A 12327-nucleotide genomic window follows, 5' to 3' on the forward strand; every position below is an offset into this window, starting at 1 on the left:
GAGGATCTTCCCTCACACCAACGTCCGACGGCGCGGGGGAGTGCCCGCTGTCTCCTCGCACGAAGGTACGCGGCGAACGCCGCCGAGTGTCAGTGCCGGGGCATAGACTTCGACGCTGTCCCCCAGACCGTCCGCGGTCGGTCCGCAGCCGGTCGGAAGATCGTCGACGCCCGTTCTCCTTGGAGGCCGAAACCGTGTCAAAGCCGCCCTTCACGCACCTGCACGTTCACACCCAGTACTCGCTGCTGGACGGTGCCGCGCGGCTCAAGGACATGTTCAACGCCTGCAACGAGATGGGCATGACGCACATCGCCATGTCCGACCACGGCAACCTGCACGGGGCGTACGACTTCTTCCACTCCGCGAAGAAGGCCGGAGTCACCCCGATCATCGGGATCGAGGCGTATGTCGCCCCCGAGTCCCGGCGGAACAAGCGCAAGATCCAGTGGGGCCAGCCGCACCAGAAGAGGGACGACGTCTCCGGTTCGGGTGGTTACACCCACAAGACGATCTGGGCGGCGAACGCGACCGGCCTGCACAACCTCTTCCGGCTCTCCTCGGACGCGTACGCCGAGGGCTGGCTGCAGAAGTGGCCCCGCATGGACAAGGAGACCATCTCCCAGTGGTCCGAGGGGCTCATCGCCTCCACCGGCTGCCCCTCCGGCGAGCTCCAGACCCGGCTGCGCCTCGGCCAGTTCGACGAGGCCCTGAAGTCCGCCGCCGAGTACCAGGACATCTTCGGCAAGGACCGCTACTTCCTGGAGCTGATGGACCACGGCATCGAGATCGAGCGCCGGGTCCGCGACGGGCTCCTGGAGATCGGCAAGAAGCTCGGCATCCCGCCTCTGGTCACCAACGACTCGCACTACACGTACGCGCACGAGGCGGCGGCGCACGACGCCCTGCTGTGCATCCAGACCGGCAAGAACCTCTCCGACCCCGACCGCTTCAAGTTCGACGGCACCGGCTACTACCTGAAGTCCACGGACGAGATGTACGCCATCGACTCCTCGGACGCCTGGCAGGAGGGCTGCCGCAACACGCTCCTGGTCGCCGAGCAGATCGACACCACGGGCATGTTCGAGGCCAAGAACCTCATGCCCAAGTTCGACATCCCCGAGGGCTACACCGAGGTCACCTGGTTCAAGGAGGAGGTCCGCCGCGGCATGGAGCGGCGCTTCCCCGGCGGCATCCCCGAGGACCGCCAGAAGCAGGTCGAGTACGAGATGGACGTCATCATCCAGATGGGGTTCCCGGGCTACTTCCTCGTGGTCGCCGACTTCATCATGTGGGCCAAGAACAACGGCATCGCGGTGGGCCCGGGCCGTGGTTCCGCGGCGGGCTCGATCGTCGCCTACGCCATGGGCATCACCGACCTCGACCCGATCCCGCACGGCCTGATCTTCGAGCGGTTCCTCAACCCCGAGCGCGTCTCCATGCCCGATGTCGACATCGACTTCGACGAGCGCAGGCGCGTCGAGGTGATCCGGTACGTGACCGAGAAGTACGGCGCCGACAAGGTCGCCATGATCGGCACCTACGGCAAGATCAAGGCGAAGAACGCCATCAAGGACTCCGCGCGCGTGCTGGGCTACCCGTACGCGATGGGCGACCGCCTCACCAAGGCGATGCCCGCCGACGTCCTCGGCAAGGGCATCGACCTCAACGGCATCACCGACCCCTCGCACCCCCGCTACAGCGAGGCGGGCGAGATCCGCTCGATGTACGAGAACGAGCCGGACGTGAAGAAGGTCATCGACACCGCCAAGGGCGTCGAGGGCCTGGTCCGGCAGATGGGTGTGCACGCGGCCGGCGTGATCATGTCCAGCGAGACCATCACCGAGCACGTCCCGGTCTGGGTGCGGCACACCGACGGCGTGACCATCACGCAGTGGGACTACCCGAGCTGTGAGTCGCTCGGCCTGCTGAAGATGGACTTCCTCGGCCTGCGCAACCTGACGATCATGGACGACGCCGTCAAGATGGTGAAGTCCAACAAGGGCGTCGACATCGATCTGCTGAGCCTCCCGCTCGACGATCCGACGACCTTCGAACTGCTTCAGCGCGGCGACACCCTCGGCGTCTTCCAGTTCGACGGCGGCCCGATGCGCTCGCTGCTGCGCCTGATGAAGCCCGACAACTTCGAAGACATCTCCGCCGTCTCCGCGCTCTACCGTCCGGGCCCGATGGGCATGGACTCGCACACCAACTACGCGCTGCGCAAGAACAAGCTCCAGGAGATCACCCCGATCCACAAGGAGCTGGAGGAGCCCCTCGAAGAGGTCCTGGCCGTCACCTACGGCCTGATCGTCTACCAGGAGCAGGTGCAGAAGGCCGCCCAGATCATCGCGGGCTACTCGCTCGGCGAGGCCGACATCCTCCGCCGCGTGATGGGCAAGAAGAAGCCCGACGAGCTGGCCAAGAACTTCACCATCTTCCAGGCCGGCGCGAAGAAGAACGGCTACAGCGACGAGGCCATCCAGGCCCTGTGGGACGTGCTGGTCCCCTTCGCCGGCTACGCGTTCAACAAGGCGCACTCCGCCGCGTACGGCCTGGTCTCGTACTGGACCGCGTACCTCAAGGCGAACTACCCCGCCGAGTACATGGCCGCGCTGCTGACCTCCGTCAAGGACGACAAGGACAAGTCGGCCGTCTACCTCAACGAGTGCCGCCGCATGGGCATCAAGGTGCTCCCGCCGAACGTCAACGAGTCCGAGTCGAACTTCGCCGCCCAGGGCGACGACGTGATCCTCTTCGGCCTCTCCGCCGTCCGCAACGTCGGTACGAACGTCGTCGAGTCGATCATCAGGTGCCGCAAGGCCAAGGGGAAGTACGCGTCGTTCCCCGACTACCTCGACAAGGTCGACGCGGTGGTCTGCAACAAGCGCACCACGGAATCGCTGATCAAGGCCGGCGCCTTCGACTCGATGGGGCACACCCGCAAGGGCCTCACCGCCCAGTACGAGCCGATGATCGACAACGTGGTCGCGGTCAAGCGCAAGGAGGCCGAGGGCCAGTTCGACCTCTTCGGCGGGATGGGCGAGGAGACCAGCAGCGAGCCGGGCTTCGGGCTCGACGTGGAGTTCACCACCGACGAGTGGGACAAGACCTACCTGCTCGCCCAGGAGCGGGAGATGCTCGGTCTGTACGTCTCCGACCACCCGCTCTTCGGCCTGGAGCACGTGCTGTCCGACAAGGCCGACGCAGGCATCGCCCAGCTCACCGGCGGCGAGCACGCGGACGGCGCGGTGGTCACCATCGGCGGCATCATCTCGGGCCTGCAGCGCAAGATGACCAAGCAGGGCAACGCCTGGGCGATCGCCACGGTGGAGGACCTCGCCGGTTCCATCGAGTGCATGTTCTTCCCGGCGACCTACCAGCTGGTGTCGACCCAACTCGTCGAGGACGCGGTCGTCTTCGTCAAGGGGCGGCTGGACAAGCGCGAGGACGTGCCGCGGCTCGTCGCGATGGAGCTGATGGTCCCGGACCTCTCCAACGCGGGTACGAACGCGCCCGTGATCCTCACCATCCCGGCCACGCGGGTCACCCCGCCGATGGTCAGCCGCCTCGGCGAGATCCTCAGCCACCACAAGGGCGACAGCGAGGTCCGGATCAAGCTCCAGGGCCCGCGCAAGACCACGGTCCTGCGCCTGGACCGGCACCGGGTGAAGCCGGACCCGGCGCTCTTCGGCGATCTGAAGGTGCTGCTCGGGCCGTCCTGTCTGGCGGGCTGAGCGGCCCGGCGGACGGCGGTCGACGTGAACGAGGGGCGTATCCGGCACGGATACGCCCCTCGTCAGTGCCTGGGCTCAACGGCCCGCGCCTCGGTCTCAGTTGTGGCCGAAGCGCTTGTGCTGCTTACGGGCAACGTCCGCCGGGCCGCCCTGTGCCATCGGGGATTCGTGCGCCTCCACCGGAGTGCGCTGCGTGTGCTCCTGCGGCTGCTCGGCCTGGGAGGAGCGGTTCTTCGGGCCGGCCTGCTTGCGGTTCTTGTTCTTGGCCATGGTGATCTGCCTCCTGTGGGGGATCTAGGGGCCAGGGCCGCCATCAGATTCACATAGGCTGACAATGAACGCATTCCAGATAATTACCGTGTGTGACAGGCTTGTCGGAGCGCAAGGCCCGGAAACGCCACGCCGAAGATCGAGTTCGGGCCGTTAACCCCCGCGTGGTCGGGCAGACTCGAAGGAAGCCGCAAACGAAACCTCCGGGGAAGAGGGTGAGTCGCGTGGACCGCTGCATCGTCCTGGTGGACGCCGGGTACTTGTTGGGGGCCGCCGCCAGCCTCCTCGCCGGTGAGCCCTCGCGGTCCCGGATCACCGTCGATCACACCGCCCTGATCCAGGCGCTGCGCGAGCGCGCCGAGGCCGACACCGAGCGCCCCCTGCTGCGCATCTACTGGTTCGACGGCGCCCCCGACCGCGTCCCCCAGCCGGAGCACCGCCGGCTGCGCGTGATGCCCCGGGTCACCGTCCGGCTCGGCGCCCTGACCCGCAGCGACGGCCGCTGGGCCCAGAAGGGCGTGGACGCCGCCATGCACGCCGAGCTCACCGAGCTGGCCCGCAACCGCGCCTGCTCCGACGTCGTCCTGGTCACCGGCGACGGCGATCTGCTGCCCGGCATGATGGCCGCCAAGGAACACGGCGTCGCCGTCCACCTGTGGGCCGTACAGGCCGCCGACGGCGACTACAACCAGTCCGAGGACCTGGTCGCCGAGGCCGACGAGCGGCGCGTCCTGGACCGTGCCTGGATCACCCAGGCGGTACGGGCCAAGGAGCTGACCGGTGTCTGCGCGCCGCCGCCCGTGCCCCGGCCGGAGATCGCCGCGATCCTCTCCGCGCCGCTGCCCGAGTCCGCGCCGGCCACCGCGGCCGAGCGGTCCGTCGAGGAGGGCGAGCACGCACCGGCCGCCACCGCCTCGGAGAACGGTGCCCAGGAGCGGCCCGCCCCCAAGGGCGTGCCCACCCCCAAGGACCTGGCCGCGCTGCGGGCGCCCGGCGCCCAGGCCGTCCAGCACCCGGCCACGGCCACCCTGCGCTGGTCCTCCGACAAGGGCTGGGTGGACCGGCCGGGCGTGGTCGCCGAGCCCCCCGAGGCGGCCTCCATGCCGACGCTGGCGCAGCTGACCACGGCCGAGCAGCGGTGGGCCGACCGCGAGGAGGACATCACCACGGTCGGCGGGGACCCGTACGAGGTCGGGCAGGTGTTCGCCCGGCGGTGGATCTCCCGGCTGGGCGACCAGAGCCACCTGCAGAAGCTCTCCGCGATGTACCCGCGTGTCCCGCACCGCATCGACGGCGAGCTGCTGCGCTACGCGGCCCGCTTCGGCCTCCTCGCCCACAAGGACGACCAGATCGACGAGCACGACCGCTACGCCATCCGGGCGGGCTTCTGGCGGGAGATCGACGTGCCCGCCGCCGCGGAGCACGCGCCCGCGGGGGAGTGAACCCACGTAGGAGGACCCAAAGGCGAGTAAAGGTCCCCGACCCCGTACTCTCGTCCTTTGTGAGTACGCGCGCGGCACAGGCACTTCGGCATCCCGATGACGTCGTGTGCGCCGTGCGCGGGCTGACCAAGACCTACCCCGCCGTGCGCGGGCGGCGGGGGACGCCCGGGGCCCCTCAGGTGCTGGCCACCGACGGCGTGGCGCTGGACGTCCGGCGCGGTGAGATCTTCGGCCTGCTCGGGCCGAACGGCGCCGGCAAGTCCACCCTCGTACGGCAGCTCACCGGACTGCTCAGGCCGGACGCCGGCAGCGTCGATCTGCTCGGCCACGACATCGTGCGGCATCCCGAGCGGGCCGCGCGCATCCTCGCCTACCTCGGCCAGGAGTCCACCGCCCTGGACGAGCTGACCGTCTCCCTCGCCGCCGAGACCACCGGACGCCTGCGCGGCCTGGACGTGGTGCGGGCGCGCGCCGAGCGGGACGCCGTGCTGGAGGAGCTCGGCCTCACGCCGATCGCCGGGCGCGCGCTGAAGAAGCTGTCCGGCGGCCAGCGGCGGCTCGCCTGCTTCGCCGCCGCCCTGGTCGGCGAGCGTCCGCTGCTGGTCCTGGACGAGCCGACCACCGGCATGGACCCGGTGGCGCGGCGCGCGGTGTGGGCGGCGGTCGACCGGCGGCGGGCCGAGCGCGGTACCACCGTGCTGCTGGTCACCCACAACGTCATCGAGGCCGAGACCGTTCTGGACCGGGTCGCCGTCCTCGACCAGGGCCGGGTCATCGCCTGCGACACCCCCGCCGGGCTCAAGGAACGCGTGGCCGGTGAGGTGCGGGTGGAGCTGGTGTGGCGGGAGCAGCCTCCCCTGGAGGTGCCGGAGGTCGCCGTGCTGCGGGAGCGGGCCGTGGAGGCCGGGCGCCGCTGGACCCTCCGCCTCGCGCCCGAGGAGGCCCGCGCGGCCGTCGCCACGGTCACCGGCGGGGCCGCCTTCGCCGCCCTGGACGACTTCACGCTCGCCACGCCCAGCCTGGAGGACGTGTATCTGGCGCTGGGCGGTGCCGCGCGGCAGGGGCTGGTGAGGGCATGAGCGCGCGGGGCGTGGCGTCCGTAGGTTCCCCTGGGGAGCGGCTCGGCCGCCGTAGGGAAGAGGAGCAGCTCGAGGTGAGTGCCGTATCCGCGCAGTCTCCCCGGGGGAGTGCCGTGTCCGTGTCCGTGGAGCAGAAGGTGGCGCGGGACGCGGCCGAACTGGGGCAGGGCGCGCGGTTGTGGCCGTCGCTGGCCGCCGTGTACCGGGCGCAGCTGTCCCGGGCCCGGGTGGCGCGGATCCCGCTGCTGTTCGTGGCCACCTTCCAGTCGGTCGGTATCATGATCATGATGCGCGGGGTGGTGGACACCCGGGGCGAGGCGCAGTCCGTGGTGGCCGGGTCGTCGGTCGTGGTCGTCGCGTACGTCGCGCTGAACCTGCTGGCGCAGTACTTCGGGCAGCTGCGGGCGAGCGGAGGGCTCGACTACTACGCCACACTGCCGGTGTCGCCGGCGGCCGTGGTGCTGGGGGCGGCGGGGGCGTACGCCTCCTTCACCGTCCCCGGGACGCTGGTGACCGCGGTGTTCGGCTGCGTCCTGTTCGGGCTGCCGCTGGGCAACCTGTGGATCCTCGTCGCGGTGATCCCGCTCGCGGGTGCCGCGCTCGCCGGGCTCGGCGCGGCCTGCGGGCTGCTCGCGCCCCGGCCCGAGCTGGCCACGCTGCTCGGACAGCTGGGCATGTCGGCGGCGCTGCTCCTCGGGGTGCTGCCGCCCGACCGGATGCCGGAGATCATCCGGCTGGCCCGGGATCTGCTGCCGTCCACCTACGGCGTGGAGGCGTACGCGCGTACCTTCGGGGCACACCCCGACTGGGCGTTCGTCGCCGGTGACCTGGGTGTGTGCGCCGGGGTCGGGGTGGTGTCGCTGGCCGTGGCGACCTGGGCGTATCGCAGGGCCGCCGTCCGGTGACGCGCCGCACAGGGCGACCTGGCACGATGTCAGGGTGACCGCACCACTGACTCCGCCTCCGCCGCCGCACGAACCGTCCTCGCACCAGGCCTGGCAGGCGCCGCACCCTGCCGGGACGGCGGGAGGAGCCTACGAACAGGACGGCCCCGGGATGAAGACCGAAGTGCGCGAAGCCGCCGTGGTGACCGTGGCGCTGGCGCTCGGCGGGGTGCTGCTCGGGCTGCTGTGGTGGTGGCTGGCGCCGAGCCTGCCGCTGGTCGGTGCCCCGGATGAGAACGGCGGCTGGATCGTCATCCTCAAGGACAGCGAGGGGGAGCAGGCGATCGGCGTCGACGGAACGTTCACGCTGCTGGCGCTCGCCTTCGGGGCGGTCAGCGCGGTCGCCGTCTTCCTGCTGCGGCGGCGCGGGGGCGTGCCGCTGGTCGTCGCGCTGACCGTCGGGGGCGTGCTCGGCTCGCTGCTGGCATGGCGGCTCGGGGTGTGGCTCGGCCCCGAGAAGGACGTCCTCGCCCACGCCAAGTCCGTGGGCAAGGGAGTGACCTTCTCGGCACCGCTGAAGCTCGGCGCGAAGGGCGCGCTGCTGGCGTGGTCGGTGGGCGCGCTACTGGTCCACCTCGGCCTGACAGCACTCTTCGGACCGCGGGACCCCGACCCCTACCAGGACGGCTACCACCAGCCCCCGTACGGGGCGCCTCCGGCGTAGGGCGGATCCCGCTGGGGGCTGCGCCCCCGGGCCCCCAGAGGTCACGCGCGGCCGATGGGGGCGAGGGTGGCTTCGGTGAGGTTGGTGAGGGTGGTGGGGGAGAGTTCGACCTCCAGGCCCCGGCGGCCCGCTGAGACGCAGATCGTGGTGTGGGTGGTTGCCGAGTCGTCGAGGACCGTCGGGAGTTTTTTGCGCTGGCCGAGGGGGGAGATGCCGCCGCGTACGTAGCCCGTGGTGCGTTCCGCCAGGGTGGGGTCGGCCATGGTGGCGCGCTTGCCGCCGACCGCGGTGGCCAGGGCCTTCAGGTCGAGGGAGCCCGCGACCGGGACCACGGCCACCGTCAGGGTGCCGTCGACGTCGGCGACGAGGGTCTTGAAGACCCGTTCGGGGGAGACGCCCATCGCCTCGGCCGCCTCCTCGCCGTAGGAGGGGTGGGAGGGGTCGTGGTCGTAGGCGTGCACGGTGTAGTCGACGCCCGCCGCCGTCAGCGCGACCGTGGCGGGCGTGCCTCCCGGCTGTTGCTGCTTCTTGGACTTCTTCGCCATCCGGGATCCCGGCCTCAGTTCAGACTCGTCGGGCCGCGCGTCAGGTCTGCCGCCGGCAATGAGGGCAGGTTACGGATGATGGCCGTCTCCGAGCGAAGGAGTTTCAGCTCGTCGCGCAGGCGGGAGGCGGTGTCCGGGGCCTGCAGCAGCCGCTGCTTCGTCGGGGTGTCGAGCATCATCGCCGCCGCCACCAGATAGGAGACGACGGCCGGTTCGTCCGGCAGCTCCGCCCCGGTGGACAACGAGCGCTCCCGCGCTCCCGCCAGCCGCTTCTGGTACTGCCGGAAGGCCCGCAGGGTCCCCTCGGCCAGCGCCCCCGCCTCGTCGCCCGGTTCCTCCTCCAGCTCCTCCAGCTCGGCCGTCAGGAAGGGGCCCGACGCGTCCACGGACAGCAGCCGGACCCGGGTCGTCCCGGTCGCCAGCACCTCGAAGGTGCCGTCGGCCCGTTCCCGGACGGTCGCCGCGTCCGCGACGCAGCCCACGCCGTGGAACGCCCGCAGGGGATCGGCGCCGAAGCCCGCGGCGGGCCCGCGGTCGGGCAGGGCCGTCGGGTCCGGCATGCCCGGGGCGCTCGGCGCGACCTCGTAGCCGTCGCGGATCGCCACGACGACGAACCGGCGCGGCTCCTCCTCGGGCGTCTTGAGCAACTCGCGCATCATGGCGCGGTAGCGCTCCTCGAAGACGTTGAGAGGCAGCACCAGGCCCGGGAACAGTACCGAGTTCAGCGGGAAGAGGGGGAGACGGACGGTGGTCACGGCGCCCCAGCCTAGTGGTCACCGGCACGGGCGTGTCCGCGGTGCTCACCAGGCGGTCGCAGGGGGGCCGGGATCAGCCCCGTCCGGAGTTCCTCGCGCAGCCGCAGGAAGTGGCCCAGCGGATCGTCCGAGACCCGGTCCCAGGGGAAGGAGGTGGCGTAAGGGCCGATCAGACGCAGTTGGGCGCGGGCGTCCTCCCAGCGTTCCAGCCGTACGAGGACGTACGTGAGCTTGTTGCGGATCTCGGCGGGCCAGGGGTCGGCCGCCGGGAACCGGCCGGAGAGCGCGAGGGCCCGGTCGGCCGCCGCGTCCAGCCGCCCGCGCGGCACCTCGGGACCGCAGCCGTCGGTCAGATAGCCGAGGGCCACCCGCGCGGGCAGCGCCTGGACGAGCGAGTCCGCCGGGGCGTCCTGCGCGGCCAGGTCGGCGAAGTCGAAGCACGCGTGGTGGGAGCCGTGCCAGGAGGCGGCGAGGTAGCGCAGGGCCGCGACATGGCAGCCGTAGTGGTGCGGGGCGCGCCGGACCGCCGCCTCCCACAGCTCCTCGAAGTACCGGTGGCCGGCCCGGGAGCCGCGGGCGTGGTCCAGCGCGATCCGCCACGGCACCGGGTCGCGGTCGTCGCCCCGGGCAGCGGCCGTGATCAGCGGGCTGACCTCGCGCAGCAGTTCGGCCCGGGCCGGCGAGGGCCAGGCCCGGTCCACCGCCAGCTGCGCCCCGACCAGCAGTGCGTCGGGATCGTCCGGGGCGGCCGTACGCCACTCCTCGAACCACTCGGGGCGCGAGCGGGCGAAGGCGGCCAGGCGACGCGCGTAGCGGTCACGGTTCTCCCACGCGGCGGCCGCACGGGTGGCGGCCAGCAGCTCGGCGGCGGCCCCGTACTCGCCTCGCCCGGCCGCGACGAGGGCGGGGCCGAGCAGGGCGTCGGGGGCGTCGAGCAGCACCTCGTCATCGATCGGCGGTCCGGCCGGGCGCGAGGGGGTCCTTTTCATCCGGGTGGGGCGGATGAACGGGGGCAGCAGAGCCATGGTGTCGACCATTGAAAGACCGCAGGTCGGCCCCGCGCCAGCCCTTGCGGCAAGGCCGAGGAAAGTTGTACGCGGCCCGGTCAAGGGCGAGTAAAAGATGATGACTGTTCAACTACTGACGGATACCTGCCAACCCCGGGAAACCGGCGCGGTCCGGCACCGGGTCAGCCCCGCCGCAGCAGCCGCGTCGCCCCCGCCGCCACCGTGGTCGCCAGGACCCAGCCCAGCAGGATCAGCGCCGTCGCCAGCCACTGCCAGCCGCCGCGCAGCTGCCACTGACCCGCCTGGCCCAGGTCGATGACCGGCAGCAGCAGATCGAGGGCGAACAGCGCCGGGCTCCAGGTCGGGTGGCCCCCGGAGTTCATCGGCGGATGGCTGGCGTGCGTGAAGGCGAGCGTGCCCGCCGCCCACAGCACCGCCATCCACACGGCGGCCCGGCCCGGCCGGTACCCGTAGGCGACCGTCCAGTCCTGCGCGTACCCCCAGAGCTTGGCGGCCAGCGGCAGGGTCTCGCGGCGCCGGCGCTGCTTGGCGAGCAGCACCTCGCGCGCGTCCTCGTCCTCACCGGCGCCGCGCAGCACGGCGGCCAGCCGCTCGTACGGCTCCGGGTTGTACTCGGCGGTGGCCGCCGCCACCCAGCCCAGCCGTTCGGTGAGCGGGAACGGGCCCTGCGGCACCAGGCTCTCGTACGTGAAGCCGCCCATGTGCAGCTGCCCCGGCTCCGGCCAGCTGGCCGCCCGGTCCACGAGGTTGACGACCCGCGCCCCGGACAGCACCACCTTGCCGCGCTGCGGCCGCTCCCCGAGGAAGCGCAGCTCGGGCGTCTGCACCCGGCGCAGCGACAGCTCCTGCTCCTCGGCGAAGGCGAACCGCGCCCGCTCCAGGTCGACCGCGTCCCCGAACCGCCCGTCGTCCAGGCGCACCCCGCCCTGGCACTCGAAGCGCTGGACGCGCGTCCCGCGCGCGGGGGTGGTGCCGCTGAGCAGCGGACTGCCCACGCCGGCCGGGGTCAGGTAGAGGGTGCGCTCGACGGTCAGCTGGGGCGCGTTCAGGGCCAGCCGGGAGTAGGGGTTGGCCAGCTTCGCGCCGCGCAGGCTCAGCGAGACGCCGACCTTGGCGCTGCGCAGACTCAGCTCGCCGTGCGACTCCAGCAGCTCCGCCTGGAGGTCCTGGCCGACGGTCATGCCGTCGGCGGCGATCGAGCGGCCGGTGCGGTCCCGGTACACGATCGCCTGGTTGAGCAGCAGATCCGTACCGATGTGCGCGTCGGTGAGCCGGACGCCGCCCTGGAAGCGGCAGCGCGGCAGGTGCAGGTCGCCCTCGGTGTGCACCCGGGCGGCCTCCAGGCGCGGCACCGCGCAGTCCACCAGGCGCAGGGTGGTGAAGCGGGCCTCGGGCAGCAGGACCTCCCGGTCGAAGCGGCAGCCCTTCAGCTCCACGTACGGCACCACCGTGCCGCCCGCCAGGTCCAGGGTGCCGCTGATCCGCACGCCGGCCAGCTTGAGCGAGGACACACGGCCGGCCAGGGCGGGCGGGCCGTCCAGGAGCAGCCAGCAGACGATGCGCGCCCGCACGGTCCGCTCGGGCCCCCAGGGATGCCCGCCGTGCGGGTCGTCCACGACGGCGTCCCCGCTGCTCAGGTCGTACACGCTGCCGTTGCGGAAGGCCTGCCACATGCCGGCCTCGGCGGCGGTCAGGTCGTCCGGCAGGTCCCCCGCACGGAGGCCGGCCCCCTCGGTCACTGCTCTTCCTTCTCCCTCTGCTACTCGCGGGTTCGTCCGTTTCGTACAGCAGTTCATGCCCGGTGAGTGAGCCCCGAACGCTAGACGTGAAGGGGATCTTCCGGGTTCCGGCCACGTTCTGTATCAG

At 71.6% G+C, this 12327-nt stretch carries 10 protein-coding genes; 5 read left to right on the top strand and 5 right to left on the bottom strand.

The genetic code is table 11. From position 1 onward, the window contains the following. The first annotated feature begins 194 nt into the window (after positions 1 to 194). Complete coding sequence (gene dnaE / locus ACZ7L0_RS09630) at positions 195 to 3734, top strand: DNA polymerase III subunit alpha (protein WP_471241877.1); 3540 nt, start codon at positions 195 to 197, stop codon at positions 3732 to 3734. Between the two features lie 96 nt (positions 3735 to 3830). Here the strand turns inward: dnaE and ACZ7L0_RS09635 are convergent, their stop codons facing one another. Beyond that, entirely contained in the window at positions 3831 to 4004 is a 174-nt protein-coding gene (locus tag ACZ7L0_RS09635; RefSeq protein WP_471241878.1) for a hypothetical protein, read from the bottom strand. Between the two features lie 224 nt (positions 4005 to 4228). Between ACZ7L0_RS09635 and ACZ7L0_RS09640 the strand changes: the two genes are divergently transcribed. The 4 genes from ACZ7L0_RS09640 (at position 4229) to ACZ7L0_RS09655 (ending at position 8133) form a co-directional block, all read left to right on the top strand. Further along, entirely contained in the window at positions 4229 to 5446 is a 1218-nt protein-coding gene (locus ACZ7L0_RS09640) for an NYN domain-containing protein (RefSeq protein WP_471241879.1), read from the top strand. Positions 5447 to 5550: 104 nt separating this feature from the next. Further along, on the top strand, positions 5551 to 6525 hold the full coding sequence (locus tag ACZ7L0_RS09645; RefSeq protein ID WP_471242202.1) for an ABC transporter ATP-binding protein: 975 nt from the start codon (positions 5551 to 5553) through the stop codon (positions 6523 to 6525). 74 nt (positions 6526 to 6599) lie between these two features. Beyond that, positions 6600 to 7430, top strand: coding sequence for an ABC transporter permease (locus ACZ7L0_RS09650; protein WP_471241880.1), 831 nt, complete (start codon positions 6600 to 6602; stop codon positions 7428 to 7430). Positions 7431 to 7464: 34 nt separating this feature from the next. Further along, a complete protein-coding gene (locus ACZ7L0_RS09655; RefSeq protein ID WP_471241881.1) occupies positions 7465 to 8133 on the top strand; it encodes an AAA family ATPase in 669 nt (222 codons plus the stop codon). A gap of 41 nt (positions 8134 to 8174) precedes the next feature. Here ACZ7L0_RS09655 and ybaK read toward each other — a convergent pair whose 3' ends face one another. The 4 genes from ybaK to ACZ7L0_RS09675 all read right to left on the bottom strand — a co-directional run bounded on the left by ybaK (position 8175) and on the right by ACZ7L0_RS09675 (position 12200). Next, a complete protein-coding gene (ybaK, locus tag ACZ7L0_RS09660) occupies positions 8175 to 8678 on the bottom strand; it encodes a Cys-tRNA(Pro) deacylase (RefSeq protein ID WP_471241882.1) in 504 nt (167 codons plus the stop codon). Positions 8679 to 8692: 14 nt separating this feature from the next. Then, positions 8693 to 9433, bottom strand: coding sequence for an LON peptidase substrate-binding domain-containing protein (locus ACZ7L0_RS09665; protein ID WP_471241883.1), 741 nt, complete (start codon positions 9431 to 9433; stop codon positions 8693 to 8695). An 11-nt stretch (positions 9434 to 9444) separates the two neighbouring features. Continuing rightward, on the bottom strand, positions 9445 to 10470 hold the full coding sequence (locus ACZ7L0_RS09670; protein WP_471241884.1) for a hypothetical protein: 1026 nt from the start codon (positions 10468 to 10470) through the stop codon (positions 9445 to 9447). A gap of 152 nt (positions 10471 to 10622) precedes the next feature. Next, positions 10623 to 12200: an oxidoreductase gene (locus ACZ7L0_RS09675; RefSeq protein WP_471241885.1), complete on the bottom strand. Its 1578-nt coding sequence runs from the start codon at positions 12198 to 12200 to the stop codon at positions 10623 to 10625. Positions 12201 to 12327: the final 127 nt, after the last annotated feature.

This window comes from Streptomyces sp. NPDC039424 (genome assembly GCF_055639495.1).